Raw genomic sequence first — 18,744 nt, forward strand, 5'->3', positions numbered from 1 at the left:
GTAATCATCGCCGGCCAGCTGCTTGGCCTTCTCGACCGCCGATTCGTTCACACCCTTCCAGTTCGGCACCGTCCACATCGATGCCCTGTCGTGCGTACCACGCCGGGTCGTAATAGCTCTGCGCGTAGCGCTCGCCACTGTCGCACAGGATGCTGACGATGCTGCCGTGGCGGCCGGCTTCGCGCATCCACTGCGCCGCCTGCAGCACACCGATGAAGTTGGTGCCGGTGGAGCCTCCCACGCGCCGACCGAGCTGCCGGCTGACGTGGCGCATGGCTGCCAGGCTCAATGCATCCGGCACCTTCACCATCGCATCGACGCTGGTTGGAATGAAGCTCGGCTCCACCCTCGGTCGGCCGATGCCTTCCACACGGGAGCCACCGCTGCAGGTCAGGTTACGCCACTGCTGCTCGCCCGCCACCGCCGCCTGGTAGCCCTCGAAGAACACCGAGATCTCCGGATCCGCGCAGAGGATGCGGGTGTCGTGCCGCCGGTAGCTGACGTAGCGGCCCAGCGTGGCCGCAGTGCCGCCGGTGCCTGGGCTGCACACGATCCACTCGGGTACCGGGCTGGGCTCTTCGGCCATCTGCTTGAAGATGGACTCGGCGATGTTGTTGTTGGCGCGCCAGTCGGTGGCCCGTTCGGCGTAGGTGAACTGGTCCATGAAGTGACCGCCGGTTTCGCGCGCCAGCCGTTCCGATTCGCAGTTGAGATCACAGGCGCGCTCGACCAGGTGGCAGCGGCCACCATGGAATTCGATGGCAGCGATCTTTTCCGGCGAGGTCGTGGCCGGAATCACCGCGATGAAGGGCAGCCCCAGCAGGCGTGCGAAATACGCTTCGGACACCGCGGTCGAGCCGCTCGACGCCTCGATCACCGGCCGCCCTTCGCGCAGCCAGCCGTTGGCCAGCGCGTACAGGAACAGCGAACGCGCCAAGCGGTGCTTGAGGCTGCCGGTGGGGTGGCTGGATTCATCCTTCAGGTAGACATCGATGCCTTCGAACCCGGGCAGCGCCATCGGGATCAGGTGGGTATCGGCGGACCGGTTGAAATCGGCTTCGATCTTGCGGATGGCCGCAGCCACCCAGGCGCGCTGGGACATGGAACGCCACTTCGGTGAGTACAGCTGGGCATTCTACTCCGCCCGCACCGCTGCAACGGGCGCCGCGGCCGCCCTGCACGGCCACGGCGCCTCCACTTCAGATCTTGAAATCGTCGTATGCGATCCGCTCTTCCGTCACCCCCAGCCGCTGCAGCAGCTGCCGGGTCGCGGCCAGCATCGGTGGTGGCCCGCACAGGTAGAACTCGCAGCCGGAAAGATCCGGATGCCGCTGCAGCAGATCCTCATGGATGGCGTCATGCACGCGCCGGCCAGTTCCCTGCCCGGACCAGACGGGATGCCAGCTGAAGTTCGCGTGCGCTGCCTGCAGGGCCTGCATCTGCGCCATGTAGGGGCAATCGCGGTCGCTGCGGGCACCGTACCAGTAGTGGATGCGCTCCTGCCCTCCCTCGGAAAGCCGATGTTCGATCATCGCCCGCAGCGGCGCCATGCCGGCGCCGGCTCCGATGAAGATCTTTTCCCGGGACACGCCGCTGAGCGCGAAATCACCGAACGGTCCGCTGTAGCGGACGCGATCGCCGGGGCGCAACGCGTACAGATAGCTGGACCCTTTGCCCGGCGGATGCCGCTTGCCCTGCTGCCAGCCGGGGCTGAACCGGGCCAGCAGCACCAGGCGCCCCGCTTCGGCGGCAACCGGCATCGCCAGCGAGTACGAACGACGCACCGCCGCCTTGTTGTGCAGGGTTTCCGGCAGGGCCAACGGTGCCCAGTCCTGCCGGTGTTCGTCCGGATGCCAGAGCGCGGAACGGGGCAACTCGTATTCGGGCACATGCAGCTGCAGGTAGCAGCCGGGTTGATAGAGTGCGTCGGCGGCGTGGTCCGGACGCAGGTGGATCTCGCGCAGGAACGGGGTCACCGCTTCGATCCGCTCGACCGTTGCCTCATGCTCGGTCCACAGGCTGGCACCGCCGGACACCTCGATCTCCATATCCGCCTCCACCTGCAGGTTGCAGGCGAGCCGGCAGCCGACCTTCAGGCGCGATCCGGCCAGGTGCGCCCGATCTGCGGCGGAAGGGGTTCCAGCCTGTCCACGGACCCGGACTTCGCACAGTCCACAGCTCTGCCCGCCGCCGCAGTTGGAAGGCAGGTTCACGCCTTCGCGGGCCAGCGCCAGGTAGACACTGTCCCCCTGCGCCGCGGCCACGGTGCGCAGGTGCGTGCCTCCCGGGGCGAACACTGCCAACTGCCGGCGGCTGCGCCATCGATGTGGAACGAACTCATGCAGGCGGACGCTTGCCAGCAGCAGCCACGCGCCGGTCAAGGCCATCCACAGCCCCCCCAGCCCCATCCCCACCACCAGCGGATTGTTGAAGTTGGCCCGCGCCGCGTAGTCCATGATGTGCAGCATCCAGAACACATCGAACAGCCGCCACGTTGCGGTGCGATGCTCGAGCACCTGTCCGCTGTCGGCGGAGACGTAGACGGTGGTGTCCTGCGCATCGCCGAAGTCCACCCGCCACACCGCGTCGGGATGGCCGCGCGTCTCCAGACTGTGCGCCAGATGCACCGGCGCTGCGGGCACGCCCTGGCCACGGTAGGCGGCCTGCGCGACGCGCAGCGCGATCACCGGATCGATGGTGATGCGCCTGCCATCACGCGCATCGATCACCTCGGTGCCTTCCGCTGACTGCAGTCGATACACCGGCGCCTGCAGCAGCCAGCCGCTGTCCAGGGTCGCGGCCGGCCACCGCGCAGCACGCAGCGCATCGGCCGGTGAGACGGTATCTGCCGGCCATGCCAGGGGCGCCGCGGGCGCAGCCCGCTGCGAAGTGCCGGCGATCCGGTCCGGGTCAAGCAGGCTCATGCCCAGTCCACTGCCGAGCCAGACCAGGAACTGCAGTCCCACCAGCACCCCGATCCACCTGTGCAGCCGGCGCAGCCACGGCGTCATGCGCGCCTCCTCTGGCCGAAGCTGTAGAACAGCAGCCACACGCCACTGAGGCCGAATGCCAGCCCGATCACCGATGCGACGCGCAGCAGGCCATTGTTGACGTCGGTGCGCTGCTCGTAGTCCATGATGTGGAACATCCACAGGAAATCGAACCAGCGCCACAGGCTGTGCCGGCGCGCCAGCAGTTCACCGCTGTCCGGTGACAGGTACAGCGTGGTGCTTCCGCGGTCAGCGAAATGGACGGCCCACATCGGCACCGGTCGCGTCTTCACTTCCGACGGCGCACGGGTCACCCATTCCACCCGCGCGACCTCGCCTGCGCCCTGGTACAGCGCTGTGGCCAGCGCGATGGCGCCATCCCGGTCCAGCCGCGGCAGGCGCTCTCCACTGCGGGCATCGACCAGGAAGCGTTCCGGTCCGCGCTGGACGTCGTAGACCTCACGCTCCAGCAGCCGCTTGAGGCGGAACGACTGCAGGCCGGGATAACGCGCGGCCAGCACATCGACACCGACCCGATCATGCACCGGCGCCAGCGGTTCGCCACGGACATGGGCCAGGTGGTCGCCATGGATCACCTGCAGCGGCACCACGGTCATGTAGACCCCGCTGAGCATCCACAACAGCGCCTGCACACCGATCACCAGTCCGATCCATTTGTGGGCGCGGCGCGCCCAGAATGCGGGTTTCATCTACCTTCTCTCCCTTGCGGAGCACCCCCGCCGCAGGCGACGGGGGCGCGTGCGATCACCAGCGGTAGCCGATGCGTGCATACCAGCGACGACCGAGCAGGTCGTAGGTCATGGTGTCTGTGTTGGCGTCGGTATAGCTCTGGATGAACGGCGCCGAGCGATCAAAGACGTTGTCCACGCCCAGCGCCACATCCAGCGCCTTGCTGACCGCGTACCTGAGCTGGAGATTGTGATAGAACACCGATGGCGCATGATCACCGATGTCGCCACGCGCGGCATTGATGTCGTCGGCCCGGCCGATGTACTGGGTGGTCCAGGTACCGGACCATTGCCCACGGGACGCGTTCATCGACATCAGTCCACGCCACTTGGCATAGCTGCCACGGCCGCCGGTGATCCTGCCGGCATACGTGATCACCTCTGCTCCGGCATACGGGCGCACGTCATAACGCTGAAGGTAGGAGATGTCGGCATTGATGCTGGCGTCCATGCCCCACGGCTTGAACTCGTAGAGTGCGCCCAGGTCGTAGCCACTGACCTGCTCATCGGCCGTGTTCACCGGCTGCGATGAGAGGTAGTTCACTTCGCCGGTGCGCGGGTCGCGGGTGAAGTTGCTGGCGTCGCAGAACGGATGCGCCAGCGACGGAGTGTTGTAGCAGATGGCCAGCTTGGTGGAGCCGGCGATACGCTGGATCGCGTTCTCGATGCGGATGCGGTAGTAGTCCAGGGTGAGCGTCAGCCCGGGTGCGAACGTGGGTGTCCACACCACCCCGGCGGTGAAGGAGGTCGCATCTTCCGGCTCGAGATCCGCATTGCCGCCGGACGTGGTCAGGATGGTATTGCCCGGCTGCACGTAACCAGCCGGCACGCCATCGGCCTGGCAGTTCGCACGCACGATCGAGCTGGCCGGCAGTCCGCTCCAGCCACTGCAGGGGTCGGTGGTGGTGAGGTTGCCCTCGGACACGCCACCGAACAGTTCGGGGATGTTGGGAATGCGGAATGCCGTAGCATAGGTGCTGCGCAGCTTCAGCGAAGAGCTGACCTGCCAGTCCAGCCCGGCCTTGTAGTTGAAGTCGCGCCCGAACAGGTCGTAGTCGGACACGCGGCCGGCCAGGTTGAGGTACAGCGAATCTGCGATGACCGCGTCCTGCAGCAGCGGCACCGCCAGCTCCATGTACGCTTCCTTGGCCGTGTATCGCCCGGCGATCGGATCCTGCTGGTTGGTGTTGCCGATGCCGAGCACGGTCAACGGATCCGGATCACGCCAACCGCGCTCCCTGCGCACCTCCACGCCCGCGGCGAATCCCACCCAGCCTGCCGGCAGCTCGAAGATCTGCCCGCTGAGATTGGCGGTGAAGCTCTTCTGCTCGTTTCCGCCGGTATCGCGCGAGGTGTACAGGATGTAATCCAGCACGTCACGGCTCAGGTCCCCGTAGCCGAGATAGTCGCCGCAGGGAATCGCTGCGCCGGGCGCGGTACTGCACAGGGACCGGTCCAGCGTCTGGTCGACGCGATCGAGGTTGGCGACATTGTCCGAACCATCCACGCCGGTGTTGCGCCCCCAGTTGAAGGCCACCGACCAGTCCCAGCTGGTGCCGAACTGGCCTTTCAGGCCCGCTACCACCCGGTAGGTGTCGGTCTCCTGGAAGAAGTGGCGGGGACCGGCCTCTTCCAGGCGCCGGCGCTGCAGCAGCAGATCCTGCCCGGTGGGATTGGTCGGGTGATCAGCGGCGATGTTGATCGGCCGGTAGACGCCCAGCCCACCCGAGGTCGCCAGCTGCCTGGACTGGCGGTTGGTGTACATCGCTTCGATGAACGCGCGTGTGCTGTCATTCAACTGGCTGTCGCCGAACACGCTCAGGCTGAGCCGCTCGATCGGGTTGACCGCGTTGAGCGTGGGATTGCCGTTGTAGTTGTGCTTGGCCGCCGAATAGGGCTCGTAGAAATCGCCGTCGCCTCCGGGCACCTGGTTGAAGTTGACCCGTCGGCCATCCGCCAGCAGTGCACGACCACCGATGGTGGACGAACTGCCGGAGCAGACCAGCCGGCCATCGGATTCGATCAGGCCGCAGGGCGCGCGCGAGGCCATGTTGACCGCTCCGCTGTCGAAGTAGCTGACCGCAGCCATCAGCGAGCCGCGTTCGCTGCTGACACCCCAGCTGACATCGACCGAGGTTTCCTCGCCGTCGCCCTGGCTGGTCTGGCCATAGCGCACCACCGCTTCGGCACCCTCGAATCCCTGCTTGGTGATGATGTTGACCACGCCAGCCACCGCATCGGCGCCATAGATTGCCGATGCACCGTCCTTGAGCACCTCCACGCGCTCGATCAGTGAGACCGGAATGACATTGAGGTCGACCGAACTGTTGGCGCCGGTGCCGCCATTGACGATGCGCCGGCCGTTGAGCAGGACCAGGGTCCGGTTGATACCGAGACCGCGCAGATTGACCTGGGTGGTGCCGTAGCCGTTCTCGGCCCAGTACGCATTGCTCTGGCTGCCCGCGAACCCTGCCGAGGCCGGCAGGCGCTGCAGCAGGGTTTCCACCGAGGTGGCGCCGGAACGTTCGATGGCCTCGGCATCGACCACGCTCACCGGGCCGACGCCTGACAGCTGCGCGCGCTTGATGTGGCTGCCGGTCACCTGCACGGTATCCAGCGTGCGTGCCTTCGCATCGGGCGACTGCGCATCCTGCGCGGCGACGGAGTGGACAACGGAGACGCACAGCAGACTGCCGATGGCCGCAGCCATGGCATTGGACTTCAGATACATGTTTTCTCTCCCGCAGGAATACTGTCTCTGGGTGCCCCCGCCACGATTCGGGCAAAGGGACACGACGGCGTCATGTCGACGCGGGGACAGCCGCTCAGGCGATGGGAGGTCGGAATACGCGGGAAAGTTTGCTGGCAGGCAGGATCAGTGCCGGCAGCGCAATGTCCAGCGCGATGCGCGGATGGGCGCTGGGCAGCAGCAGCGATGGCATCGGAGGGTAGAGACTCAACAGGCAGCGGCAGTCGCAGCCGGCCGCATCGACACAGCTGCAGTGATCCTTGTGCACGTCGCCGGCGGCCACCGGCGCCTGATCATGGCGGGTGTGGCCCGACGCCGGTGCCGCGCTGCGCGGTGTTGCCTGGCAGCCCGCAATCGCCCGGCCCGCGGAGCCTGCAGCGTCCCCGCCAGGCAGCGCCATGCGCGTCCCCGCCCACGCTCCGAAGACACCTTCGAAGAGGAGCACGGCCATCAGCAGCAGCGGCAGCCATCGGCGGTAAGGCATGGGACCCCTGAAGACCCTCGGTTATTTGTATATACATACAATCATTAGCGCGGCAGGCAACGGGCTGTCAACCGCCCGCGACGATGCGCGGGCGTCTCGCCATCCCTGCCGGATTCCCCTGCGTCCCACTGCCGCGCCGTACTGCTCTGGTTGCAGGCATTTCACCCGGCGTTGCGGAAGCGCTCATCCCATTGCGGACGCACACCGATTATCCTGCGCTGCAACATGACCCGACGATCCCAGATCGACAACGAGGATGCAAGCGAAGTGCGGGTTCCGGCAACTGCCGGTTTCAGATGCAACTTCCAGCCACTCTCCGCGGGTCATTTCCCTCCATTGCTGACAGGACGCGAATCATGAGCCTTTCTTCCCTCCAACAGGTCCCCGGCGTCGCCGCCCAGGCCCCGGCCGAAACCACCGGCTTCGTGTTCAACCACACCATGCTGCGGGTGAAGGACATCACCGCCTCGCTGGACTTCTACACCCGCGTGCTGGGCTACCGGCTGATCGACAAGCGTGACTTCGCCGAAGCGCAGTTCAGCCTGTATTTCCTGGCCTACGTGCCGTCCGGCGCCGTGGTGCCGGAAGACGATGCCGAGCGCCGCCTGTGGATGGCCGGCCTGCCGGGCGTGCTGGAGCTGACCCACAACCACGGCACTGAAGCCCAGGATGGCCCGGTCTACCACGACGGCAACAGCGATCCGCGCGGCTTCGGCCACATCTGCGTCTCGGTGCCCGAGCTGGAAGCTGCCTGCCAGCGCTTCGAGGATCTGGGCGTGCCGTTCCAGAAGCGCCTGACCGACGGTCGCATGAAGAACATCGCCTTCATCAAGGACCCCGACGGCTACTGGGTGGAAATCATCGCCAACGCCTGATCCGGAAAGGGGCACAATTGCGCTGGCGCCAGGCCATGCCCGGCGGCCTTGCTCCGATATTCATCGCATGGGAAGCAGGCCGCGCTGCGCGCTCGCCGGGCGCGGCCCGGCGCTATCCACACTGTCCCCTTTTCTGTAGAGGTACGCATGGAAACTATGGAACTGCACCGCGGTCGATTGATCGATCACCTGCAGCTGGTGGTGCGCGACCTGCCGGCCAGCCGCCGCTTCTACCAGGCGGTGTTCGACACGATCGGCATTCCGGTTGCCGGCGAAGGGCCGGATTATTTCTGGGCTGACGAGCTGTTCATTTCCACCGCCAGCAGCGAAGCCGCTGCCGGCCAGCTGACCGGACGCCACCACCTGGCATTCCAGGCGCGCGATGCGGCGACCGTCGATGCGTTTCATGCTGCCGCCATCGCCGCTGGCGGCACCGACAACGGCGCACCGGGCGAGCGCCCCTATCATCCGGGCTACTACGGCGCGTTCGTGCTTGACCCGGATGGCAACAACATCGAGGTGGTCTATCACGGCCCGGCGCGCTACAGCGCCGATTCGGTGAAGGTGACGTTCTGATTCCACCGATGCCGTGAACGAAGAAGCCGGGCAGTGCCCGGCTTCTTTCCTTCTACTGCGCCGGCGTCAATGCGCGGCCATGTAGATGTCCTGCAGCACGGCCTTTTCCAGCTCCAGCTCGCCCAGCAGATTCTTCACGATGTCGCCCAGACTGAGGATGCCGACCAGGCGCGTGCCATCGGTGACCATCAGATGACGGCGCCGCGAGTACGTCATCAACGACATGGCCTGCTTCAGGGTGGCCTCCGGTGCGATGCCTTCCAGTCCTGTGGACGGCAGGGTGGAAATCACCCGGCGGCCGGCCTGCGGGCCATCGTCAGCCAGGGTACGCACGATGTCTTTCTCGGAGATGATGCCGACCGGCGCATCATCCTTCATCACCACCAGGGCAGCGATCCTGTTCGCGCTCATCTTGTGGGCGGCGGCACCGATGGTGTCTTCCGCATCGATGGTGATGACAGCTTCTTTCTTGGATTGCAGGAGTTCGCGGACGTTCATTCTTGTTTCCTGTTGCAGGTCACTGAAGTCAAAAAAGTGTGCTCTTCCGATTCGCCCCCTCCCCGGGAACAGACCTTTCAGCGCACGTCTGGCGCACCGGTCTGCCCATGGGGAATGCATCGGCAAGGCGAGGTGCTGCAACGCGAACGAGGCGGGTCCGGCAACGCAACCCGTATCTCGGTCGGCTCGATTCTACGACTGCGACCCTCGGTCACTACCGGCATCGATAGGACAGTACGTCGTGGGAACCTGCCGACGATCCAGAGAATGGCACTGCGGCTGAAACCGCCGCTGAACACACGCGGAGCTGCACGTTAAAGATTGATGGCCTGCTGCCGAGCGCGGACAGAACACCCTGCGGGTGTCCCATTTGGCGCTGTGAGCGGCGCAAACGAAAGGGGGCCACGCGGCCCCCCTTCACCTGAAGCATCCCATGCAGCCGATGGCGGTTACTCCACCGTCACGCTCTTGGCCAGGTTGCGCGGCTTGTCCACGTCGGTGCCACGCGCCAGTGCGGTGTGGTAGGCCAGCAACTGCACCGGAATGGTATGCACCACCGGACTGAGCACGCCCGCGTGGCGCGGCGTACGGATCACATGCACGCCTTCGCTTTCGGAGAAGTTGCTGTCCTGGTCGGCGAACACGAACAGCTCGCCTCCCCGCGCGCGGACTTCCTGCATGTTCGACTTCACCTTCTCCAGCAGGCTGTCGTTGGGGGCGATCACCACCACCGGCATGTCCTCGTCCACCAGCGCCAGCGGACCGTGCTTGAGCTCGCCCGCCGGATACGCCTCGGCGTGGATATAGGAGATCTCCTTGAGCTTGAGCGAACCTTCCAGTGCGATCGGATAATGCAGGCCACGACCCAGGAACAGCGCGTTGGATTTGCGCGCGAAGCGCTCGGCCCAGGCCGCGATCTGCGGCTCCAGGTTCAACGCGTGCTGCACGCTGCCCGGCAGGAAGCGCAGCTGCTCCAGATAGTCGGCTTCCTGTGCGGCATCGACGCGTCCGTGCAGCTTGCCCAGCACCACGGTCAGCTGGAACAGCGCCGCCAGCTGGGTAGTGAACGCCTTGGTCGAAGCCACGCCGATCTCGGCCCCGGCACGGGTATAGCAGACCAGTTCACTGGCGCGTGGAATCGCGCTTTCCGGCACGTTGCAGATCGACAGCGTGTGCTGGTGGCCGAGCGACTTGGCGTACTTCAGCGCCTCCATCGTGTCCAGCGTTTCGCCCGACTGGGAGATCGTCACCACCAGGTGCTTCGGGTTCGCATACGCCGCGCGGTAGCGGTACTCGCTGGCGATCTCCACGCTGCACGGCAGGCCGGCGATGGACTCGATCCAGTAGCGCGCGGTCAGGCCGGCGTAGTAGCTGGTGCCACACGCCAGGATCTGCACGCCTTCGATGCCCGCCAGCACCGCCTCGGCATTCCTGCCGAACAGCTCGGCCGGGAAGCCACCGGCGTCGATCGCCGCCTCGATGGTGTCACCCAGCGCGCGCGGCTGCTCGTGGATTTCCTTCTGCATGAAATGGCGGTAAGGGCCGAGTTCCAGCGAGGCCAGCGACACGTCGGACAGGTGCACCTCGCGCTGTACCGGCTGATCGTGCTCGTCGAAGATGCGCACGCCCTCGCGGCGCACCTCGGCGGTGTCGCCTTCCTCCAGGAAGATCACCTTGCGGGTGGCCGAGATCACCGCCGAGACATCGGAGGCAACGAAATTCTCGCCTTCGCCCAGGCCGACCAGCAGCGGGCAGCCCATGCGTGCGCAGACGAAGCGCTCCGGCTCGGCACGGCTGACCACGGCCAGTGCATAGGCGCCGGTGAGTTCCTTCACGGTGCGCTGCAGCGCCACCAGCAGATCGTCACCGCTCTGCAGATGATGATGGATCAGGTGGGCGATCACTTCGGTGTCGGTCTGCGACTCGAAGGTGTAGCCCAGCGCGCGCAGCCGCTCGCGCTGTTCTTCATGGTTCTCGATGATGCCGTTGTGGACCAGGGCCACGCCCTGGCTGATGTGCGGATGCGCATTGGCCTCGGTGACGCCGCCATGGGTGGCCCAACGCGTATGGCCGATACCCAGCTGCGCATTGAACCCCTCGGCGGCGGCGGCCGCGGCCATCTCGGCGACCCGGCCGGTACGGCGGACGCGGTGCACGTCAGGTTGATCGGTCGCGTCGATCACCGCTATGCCTGAAGAATCGTAGCCGCGGTACTCCAGTCGCTTCAGACCTTCGATCAGCACCGGCACCACGTCGCGATCAGCGATCGCTCCCACGATTCCACACATGTCACGCATTTCCTTGAAGACGGTCGCGGCATTCTAGCGTGCGTGTCCGGTTTCCCCCTCCTGTCCGCTTAATGAATGTGTCCGCACAGGTGTCCGCGGACACCCGGACACCGCCACTCGAATTGCAAATCATTGATAAAAAAGGAAATAAAGTTGGCACGCAACGTGCTTGGTATGGATCACCACCGTCAGGCACGAACCCGATGATCCGCGACACTTCCGCCCAGGACCAGATCGTTTCCTCCACCCCGGCCCGCCCGACCGCCGCCTGGCATCGCTACCGTTGGCCGGCACTGGGCAGCATCGCCCTGCTCGCCGGCATCGGCTGGGCCGTGTACGCCTGGGCAAACGCCAGCCGCTCGTTCGACAGCGGCCGGGTGCGCATCGCCGAAGTGCAACGTGGCGACCTGGTGCGTGACATCGCTGCCGACGGCCGTGTGATCGCCGCCAACAGCCCGGTGCTGTATGCGATCTCCGCCGGTACCGTGGACCTGAAGGTCGTGGCCGGCGACGTGGTCAAGAAGGGACAGGAGCTGGCCATCATCGACAGCCCGGAACTGCGCAGCAAGCTGGCCCAGGAACAGGCCACCCTGGCTGGCCTGGAAGCCGAGGCCAGCCGCGCCGCGCTGGACGCAACGCTGGCCCGCGCCAAATCGCGCAAGGAAACCGATCAGGCCACCATCGAGCGCCAGGCTGCCGATCGCGACCTGCAACGCTACCAGCGCGGCTTCGACGGCGGTGCGGTGCCGCAGATCGACCTGGCCAAGGCCCAGGACAGCCTGAAGAAGGCCGACATCAGCCTTGCCAACGCCACCACCGATGCCCGCCTGCAGAGCCAGGGCGCCGACCTGGATGCACGCAACAAGCGGTTGCTGGCCGATCGCCAGAAGGCGGTGGTGGCCGAAGTGCAGCGCCAGGTCGATGCGCTGACCCTGCGCGCGCCGTTTGATGGCCAGGTAGGCCAGGTGCAGGCCACCCAGTCCACCAACCTGGCGGCCAATGCGCCGGTGCTGGGCGTGGTGGACCTGTCCAAGTTCGAAGTCGAGATCAAGGTTCCGGAAAGCTTCGCTCGTGATCTGGCCATCGGCATGCCCGCACAGCTCACCGGCGGCAACGGCCAGCCGTTCCCGGGCGAGATCAGCGCGGTGTCGCCGGAAGTGGTGAACGGCGAGGTCAATGCCCGCGTGCGCTTCGCCGACAAGCAGCCCGAAGGCCTGCGCCAGAGCCAGCGCATGTCGGTCCGGGTGCTGCTGGATACCCGCAAGAACGTGCTGAAGGTCGAGCGCGGCCCGTTCGTCGAACAGGGCAACGGCGTGGCCTACGTGATGGATGGCCGCACAGCGGTGCGCCGTCCGGTGGAACTGGGCGTCAGCAGCCTGGGCGAAGTGGAAATCAAGTCGGGTGTGCAGCCGGGCGACCGTATCGTGGTCTCCGGCAGCGACCTGTTCAAGGACGCCGAACGCGTCTCCGTCAACTGATACATCCTGGAGAGAGGACACCCCATGTACATGCTCGAAATGCGTTCGGTCGCCAAGGTCTTCCGCACTGAACAGGTGGAAACCCATGCACTGCGCTCGCTGGAACTGCAGGTCAAGGAGGGCGAGTTCGTCGCCGTCACCGGTCCCTCCGGCTCCGGCAAGACCACCTTCCTCAACATCGCCGGCCTGCTGGAAACCTTCACCAGCGGCACCTACCTGCTTGATGGCGAGGATGTCAGCCAGCTCGGTGACGATGCGCGCAGCCGCCTGCGCAACCAGAAGATCGGCTTCATCTTCCAGGGCTTCAACCTGATTCCGGACCTGAACCTGTTCGACAACGTCGACGTGCCGCTTCGCTACCGCAAGATGAGTGCCGGCGAGCGCCGTGAGCGCATCGAGAAGGCGCTGACCCAGGTCGGCCTGGGCTCACGCATGAAGCACTACCCGAACGAACTGTCCGGCGGCCAGCAGCAGCGCGCGGCGATTGCCCGTGCCCTCGCCGGCAGCCCGCGCCTGCTGCTGGCCGACGAACCGACCGGCAACCTGGATACGCAGATGGCACGTGGCGTGATGGAGCTGCTGGAGGAAATCAACGCGGCCGGCACCACCATCGTCATGGTCACCCATGATCCGGAACTGGCCGCGCGTGCGCAGCGCAACGTGCACATCGTCGATGGCCAGGTCACCGACCTGGTGCGCGAGCCGGTGCTGGCCACCCCGCGCCGCATCGTCGCCGTCAACGAGTGAGGGCATGCCCATGTTCGCCTACTACGCTCGACTGGCGGTACGCAGCTTCCGCCGCAACAAGGTACTGACCGCGCTGATGGTGGTGGCCATCGCACTGGGCATCGGTGCCTCGATGACCACCCTGACCGTGTTCCATGTCCTGTCCGGCGATCCGATTCCGGAGAAGAGCGACCGCCTGTTCTACGCGCAGCTCGATCCGCGGCCGCGCTCCGGCTACCTGACGGACGAGGAGCCGGAAGGCCAGATGACGCGGTTCGACGCCGAAGCCCTGCTGCGCGAGAAGCGCGCCGTGCACCAGGCGATGATGAGTGGCGGCAGTGCCATCGTCGAGCCGGAGGGCAGCACCCTCAAGCCGTTCTCGGTGGATACGCGCTGGACCTCGGCGGACTTCTTCCCGATGTTCAACGTGCCGATGCAGTACGGCCGCGCCTGGTCTGCCAGCGACGACGATGCACACAGCCGCGTGGTGGTGCTGTCCAAGGCCATCAATGAAAAGCTGTTCCAGGGCGCCAACAGCGTGGGCCGCGAGATCCGCGTGAACAGCCAGTCGCTGCGCGTGATCGGCGTGATGAAGGAATGGAATCCCGAACCGCAGTTCTTCGACCTGACCACCGGTTCCTACGGCAAGGACGAGGACCTGCTGGTGCCGTTCTCCACTGCCATGGATCTGGATTTCGGCAACAACGGCAACATGAACTGCTTCCGCGACGGTGGCCCGGGCGGCGACAGCCACTCGCTCAGTGCGGCCTGCACCTGGATCCAGTACTGGGTCGAGCTGGAGCCGGGCAAGGTCGATGACTACCGCCGCTATCTGGTGAACTACTCCGACCAGCAGCGCGCTGCAGGCCGCTTCGAGCGTCCCGCCAACGTGCGTGTGCGCAGCGTCATGGAGTGGCTGGACTTCAACGGTGCGGTGCCCAGCGACGTGCGCCTGCAGATGTGGCTGGCGCTGGGCTTCCTGGGCGTGTGCCTGGTCAATACGGTCGGTCTGCTGCTGGCCAAATTCCTGCGCCGCAGCGGTGAGATCGGCGTGCGGCGTGCGCTGGGTGCCAGCCGTGGGCAGATCTTCCTGCAATGCCTGGTCGAAGCCGGTGCCATCGGCGTGGTCGGCGGTGTGCTCGGCATCGGCCTGGCCCTGATCGGTCTGGCCGCAGTGCGCAGGCAGCCGGTGGAGTACGCCCAGCTGGCCCATCTGGACGGCAGCATGCTGCTGCTCGCCCTCGGCCTGACCCTGCTGGCCAGCCTGGCCGCCGGATTCCTTCCGGCCTGGCGTGCCATGCAGGTCACCCCCGCCATCCAGCTCAAGTCGCAGTAAGCACAAGGACACTGCCATGGATATCCGCCCCATCCTCAGCACGCTGCGCCGGCACAAGACCGCCGCTGCCCTGATCGTGCTGGAAATTGCGCTGACCTGCGCCATCGTCTGCAACGCGTTGTTCCTGGTCAGCCAGCGCGTGGAGAAGATCACCCAGCCCAGCGGCCTGGCCGAGAACGAACTGGTGATCGTCCGTACCAGTGGCATCGGTACCCAGACCAATGCCATGGCGCGTACCCAGGAAGACCTGGCCGCGCTGCGCGCCGTTCCCGGTGCGACCAGCGTGACCAAGGTCAACCAGCTGCCGTTCCGCCCCAGCTCGTCCAATACCAGCATCTCGCGCGAGCGCGACCAGGAACGGCCGACGACCTCGGCGACGCTGTACATGTTCAACGAAGGTGCGTTGTCCACCCTGGGCCTGCAGCTGGTGGCCGGCCGTGACTTCCTGCCCGGCGAGTACATCGACTTCGAGGACGCACGCAAGTCGGCCAGCACCACACCGGACAAGGCATCGGCGGTGATCCTCAACCAGGCCGTGGCCGAGAAGATGTTCCCGGGCCAGAACCCGCTGGGCAAGACCTTCTACATGGGTCGGCAGGCGCTGCACGTGGTGGGCGTGGTTGCCCACCTCGCGCCGCCGACGGACTGGAACAACAACACCACCCTGTCGATGATCCTGCCGGTGCGCACCGACTTTGCCAGCGGCGGCCCGTACATGCTGCGCACCACGCCTGAACGCCGCGATGAAGTGCTGAAGGGTGCCCTGGCGGCCCTGGAACGCAACGATCCCAACCGCCTGGTGCGCGAGAAGCTCAGCTATGAGGACCAGCGCAACGACTACTTCAAGAACGACCGGGCGATGGTCGGGCTGCTGGTCACCGTATGCATCGCCCTGCTGGTGGTGACGGCGCTGGGCATCGTCGGCCTGGCCAGCTTCTGGGTGCAGCAGCGCAGCAAGCAGATCGGCATCCGCCGTGCCCTCGGTGCCACCCGCGGCCAGGTGCTGCGCTACTTCCAGACCGAGAACTTCCTGCTGGCCTCGCTGGGCATCGTGCTGGGCATGCTGGCGGCCTACGCCATCAATCTGTGGTTGATGAACATGTACGAGCTGCCTCGCATGCCGCTGCTGTACCTGCCGCTGGGTGCGGTGCTGCTGTGGGCACTGGGCCAGATCGCCGTGTTCGGCCCTGCGCGCCGGGCGGCCGCCGTGCCTCCGGCCGTCGCCACGCGGGGGGCCTGACATGCGCGCACCTTTCCTGGCGATGATGCTGATGCTGCCGCTGCCGGCCCTTGCCGGCAGCAGCAACCAGCAGACCATGAGCTGGCAGGACGACGGCGCCCATGTGGCGCTGGCTTCCTCGGGTGGCCACGTGCGGGTCGATGCGGCGCATCCGGAGGCGCGCTTCGGCGTGCGCCGTGGCGACCGCATCCTGCGCGTGGACGATACCGCCGTGCAGCAGGTCGACCAGCTGACAGCCGCGATGCAGGCCACCGACGCATCCAGCGTACGGCTGCTGCTGCAGCGCGATGGAAAGACGCTGACCGTGCCGGTGTCCCTGGCTGGCTGGCGGCCCCTGCTGTCACCGCCCACCGCACCACCACCGCCGCCGGCTCCGCCGCCGCCACGACGGTGATCCGGCACCGGCTGCAGGGCGGCAGCTTTTAGCTATGCTTGATGGGTGGCGCCGGCTCCTGCCGGCGCCCTGGAACCTACAGCTCTCTCCGGCGCTGCCCATCCCTTTTTCCAGAACCGGTCCATGCCCGCGATCCTCATCATCGACGACAACGCCAGCGTGGGCACCGCGCTGGACGTGCTGTTCTCCCTGCACGACATCGACACGCTGCAGGCACAGAGCCCGGCCGAAGGCCTGGCCCTGCTCGAATCGCAGCCGGTGGACCTGGTGATCCAGGACATGAACTTCAGCGAGGACACCACCTCCGGCGAGGAAGGCGAAGCCCTGTTCGCGCAGATCCGCGCACGCCACCCCGACCTGCCGGTGATCCTGCTGACCGCCTGGACCCATCTGAGCAGCGCGGTGGACCTGGTCAAGGCCGGCGCGGCCGATTACCTGGCCAAGCCCTGGGACGACCGCAAGCTGCTGACCACGGTCAACAACCTGCTGGAACTGTCCGAAGCACGTCGCGAACTGGACCGTCGGCGCGAACGCGAGCAGCGTCAGCGCACCGCGCTGGAACAGAAGTACGACCTCAGTGGTGCCGTCTTCGCCGATCCCGCCAGTGAACGCGTGATCGCCCTGGCCTGCCAGGTCGCACGCTCCGAACTGCCGGTCCTGATCACCGGACCCAATGGCGCCGGCAAGGAGAAGATCGCGCAGATCATCCAGGCCAATTCGCTGGTGGCAAAGGGACCGTTCGTCACGGTCAACTGTGGTGCGCTGCCGTCCGAGCTGATCGAAGCCGAGCTGTTCGGCGCCGAGGCAGGTGCCTACACCGGTGCCAACAAGGCGCGCGAAGGCAAGTTCGAGGCGGCCGATGGAGGCACCCTGTTCCTGGATGAGATCGGCAACCTGTCGCTGGGCGGGCAGATGAAGCTGCTGCGCGTGCTGGAGACCGGTCGCTTCGAGCGCCTGGGCTCCAACCGCGAACGCCAGGTCAAGGTTCGCGTGGTCAGCGCCACCAATGCCGACCTGCCGGCGATGATCCGCGACGGCACGTTCCGCGAGGACCTGTACTACCGCCTCAACACCGTGGAGCTGGTGCTGCCGCCGCTGGCCGAGCGGCCCGGCGACATCCTGCCGCTGGCCGAACGCTTCCTGGCGGGTGGCAAGCCGTTGTCCAGCGCCGCCGCTGCCGCGTTGCAACGGCACCCGTGGCCGGGCAACGTGCGCGAACTGCGCAACGTCATCCAGCGCGCCGAGCTGCTGGCCACCGGCAACCGCATCGAAGTGACCGATCTCAACCTGCCACGCGCTCCGGCTGCGCCACGCCCGGCGCCGAGCGCCGGCAACGATCCGGACCGCACGCGCATCGAGGAGGTACTGGCGCGCAATCATGGGGTCATCGCGCAGGCGGCCGCCGAACTCGGTCTCAGCCGCCAGGCACTGTACCGGCGCATGGACCGCCACGGCATTCCGCGCGAATGAAGCGACGCTCGTTCACCTTCCGCCTGTTCCTGCGCCTGCTGCCGGTGCTGGCGCTGGCTGCCGCGCTGCCCTGGCTGCTGGCCTACTGGCTCGACCACGGCTGGGCGGTGGCCATCGTATCCACGGTGATCCTGCTTGCCCTGATGTGGTGGGCGCTGCGCCGCGCCACCGCACCGGTCCGCTCGCTGATGCGTGCGTTGTCCGGCACCACCAGCAGCTACCGCGATGGAGAGTACAACTTCGGCGTTCACTGGGAAGGCAACGACGAACTGGGTGACCTGGTGAAGGCACATCGCGAGCTGGGCGACGTGCTGCGCGAGCAGCGCCAGGGTCTGGTGCAACGCGAACTGCTGCTGGACACGATGGTGCAGAACACGCCCGTGGCGATGCTGCTGATCGCATCAGGCGGTGATGGCATCGCCCGTGTGGTGTTCTCCAACCTGGCTGCGCGCAAGCTGCTGCATGGTGGCTGGAAGCTGGAGGGCCAGCGCCTGGAGGAGGTGCTGGAGCAGGTGCCGGTGGAACTGCGCGACGCCATCGCCCGCGGCGGCGACAGCCTGTTCGCGGTGCAGGCCGAAGGCGAGGACGGCGACGAGGATGACGAGCAGGTCTACCACCTGTCGCGGCGCGCGTTCCATCTCAATGGACGGCCCCATGATCTGCTGCTGGTGCGTCTGCTCACCGCCGAGCTGCGCAGGCAGGAAGTCCAGACCTGGAAGAAGGTGATCCGGGTGATCAGCCACGAGCTGAACAATTCGCTGGCACCGATTGCCTCGCTGGCGCATTCCGGAGGGGAACTGGTCAAGCGTGAGCGGTTCGACCGCCTGCCGGAGATCTTCACCACCATCGAAGATCGCGCCCGCCACCTGGAGGGGTTCATCCGCGGATACG

General features: G+C 66.3%; 16 protein-coding genes. 9 read left to right on the forward strand and 7 right to left on the reverse strand.

All coding sequences use genetic code 11. From position 1 onward, the window contains the following. Window positions 1-4 precede the first annotated feature (4 nt). From QMZ25_RS14160 to QMZ25_RS14180, 5 genes are all read right to left on the reverse strand, one after another. On the reverse strand, window positions 5-1,102 hold the full coding sequence (locus tag QMZ25_RS14160; RefSeq protein WP_283219829.1) for a PLP-dependent cysteine synthase family protein: 1,098 nt from the start codon (window positions 1,100-1,102) through the stop codon (window positions 5-7). A 97-nt stretch (window positions 1,103-1,199) separates the two neighbouring features. Next, window positions 1,200-3,011: a 2Fe-2S iron-sulfur cluster-binding protein gene (locus QMZ25_RS14165; protein ID WP_345782736.1), complete on the reverse strand. Its 1,812-nt coding sequence runs from the start codon at window positions 3,009-3,011 to the stop codon at window positions 1,200-1,202. Beyond that, window positions 3,008-3,700, reverse strand: a complete 693-nt coding sequence (locus QMZ25_RS19220; protein ID WP_065181783.1) for a PepSY domain-containing protein — start codon at window positions 3,698-3,700, stop codon at window positions 3,008-3,010. The genes QMZ25_RS14165 and QMZ25_RS19220 overlap by 4 nt, the downstream gene beginning before the upstream one ends. Before the next feature lie 55 nt (window positions 3,701-3,755). Beyond that, window positions 3,756-6,470, reverse strand: a complete 2,715-nt coding sequence (locus tag QMZ25_RS14175) for a TonB-dependent receptor (RefSeq protein WP_283219830.1) — start codon at window positions 6,468-6,470, stop codon at window positions 3,756-3,758. Between the two features lie 94 nt (window positions 6,471-6,564). Then, on the reverse strand, window positions 6,565-6,972 hold the full coding sequence (locus QMZ25_RS14180) for a CopL family metal-binding regulatory protein (protein WP_053518715.1): 408 nt from the start codon (window positions 6,970-6,972) through the stop codon (window positions 6,565-6,567). Between the two features lie 356 nt (window positions 6,973-7,328). Between QMZ25_RS14180 and gloA the strand changes: the two genes are divergently transcribed. Together gloA and QMZ25_RS14190 are read left to right on the forward strand one after the other, a co-directional pair. Then, the gene (gloA, locus tag QMZ25_RS14185) at window positions 7,329-7,847 is read left to right on the forward strand and encodes a lactoylglutathione lyase (protein WP_053518716.1); all 519 of its coding nucleotides are present in this window, start codon (window positions 7,329-7,331) and stop codon (window positions 7,845-7,847) included. A 147-nt stretch (window positions 7,848-7,994) separates the two neighbouring features. Continuing rightward, a complete protein-coding gene (locus QMZ25_RS14190; RefSeq protein ID WP_053518717.1) occupies window positions 7,995-8,423 on the forward strand; it encodes a VOC family protein in 429 nt (142 codons plus the stop codon). Window positions 8,424-8,489: 66 nt separating this feature from the next. Here QMZ25_RS14190 and QMZ25_RS14195 read toward each other — a convergent pair whose 3' ends face one another. Beyond that, the gene (locus QMZ25_RS14195) at window positions 8,490-8,921 is read right to left on the reverse strand and encodes a CBS domain-containing protein (protein WP_053518718.1); all 432 of its coding nucleotides are present in this window, start codon (window positions 8,919-8,921) and stop codon (window positions 8,490-8,492) included. Between the two features lie 449 nt (window positions 8,922-9,370). Continuing rightward, on the reverse strand, window positions 9,371-11,209 hold the full coding sequence (gene glmS / locus QMZ25_RS14200; RefSeq protein ID WP_053518721.1) for a glutamine--fructose-6-phosphate transaminase (isomerizing): 1,839 nt from the start codon (window positions 11,207-11,209) through the stop codon (window positions 9,371-9,373). A gap of 203 nt (window positions 11,210-11,412) precedes the next feature. On the opposite strand from glmS, the gene QMZ25_RS14205 reads away from it, so the two are divergent. From QMZ25_RS14205 to QMZ25_RS14235, 7 genes are all read left to right on the forward strand, one after another. Further along, window positions 11,413-12,687: an efflux RND transporter periplasmic adaptor subunit gene (locus QMZ25_RS14205; protein WP_283219831.1), complete on the forward strand. Its 1,275-nt coding sequence runs from the start codon at window positions 11,413-11,415 to the stop codon at window positions 12,685-12,687. 24 nt (window positions 12,688-12,711) lie between these two features. Continuing rightward, entirely contained in the window at window positions 12,712-13,434 is a 723-nt protein-coding gene (locus QMZ25_RS14210) for an ABC transporter ATP-binding protein (RefSeq protein ID WP_053518723.1), read from the forward strand. Window positions 13,435-13,444: 10 nt separating this feature from the next. Next, on the forward strand, window positions 13,445-14,749 hold the full coding sequence (locus QMZ25_RS14215) for an ABC transporter permease (protein WP_053518747.1): 1,305 nt from the start codon (window positions 13,445-13,447) through the stop codon (window positions 14,747-14,749). Window positions 14,750-14,765: 16 nt separating this feature from the next. Continuing rightward, complete coding sequence (locus tag QMZ25_RS14220) at window positions 14,766-15,989, forward strand: FtsX-like permease family protein (protein WP_053518725.1); 1,224 nt, start codon at window positions 14,766-14,768, stop codon at window positions 15,987-15,989. 1 nt (window position 15,990) lies between these two features. Then, entirely contained in the window at window positions 15,991-16,383 is a 393-nt protein-coding gene (locus QMZ25_RS14225) for a PDZ domain-containing protein (RefSeq protein WP_180876814.1), read from the forward strand. Window positions 16,384-16,506: 123 nt separating this feature from the next. Continuing rightward, entirely contained in the window at window positions 16,507-17,853 is a 1,347-nt protein-coding gene (locus QMZ25_RS14230) for a sigma-54 dependent transcriptional regulator (RefSeq protein WP_074899853.1), read from the forward strand. Next, window positions 17,850-18,744: ATP-binding protein (locus QMZ25_RS14235; RefSeq protein ID WP_283219832.1), on the forward strand; the 895-nt coding region annotated here is incomplete at its 3' end. The genes QMZ25_RS14230 and QMZ25_RS14235, both read left to right, overlap by 4 nt.

Source organism: Stenotrophomonas sp. RS-48 (assembly GCF_030053245.1).
In the GTDB taxonomy this organism is placed as follows: domain Bacteria; phylum Pseudomonadota; class Gammaproteobacteria; order Xanthomonadales; family Xanthomonadaceae; genus Stenotrophomonas; species Stenotrophomonas maltophilia_P.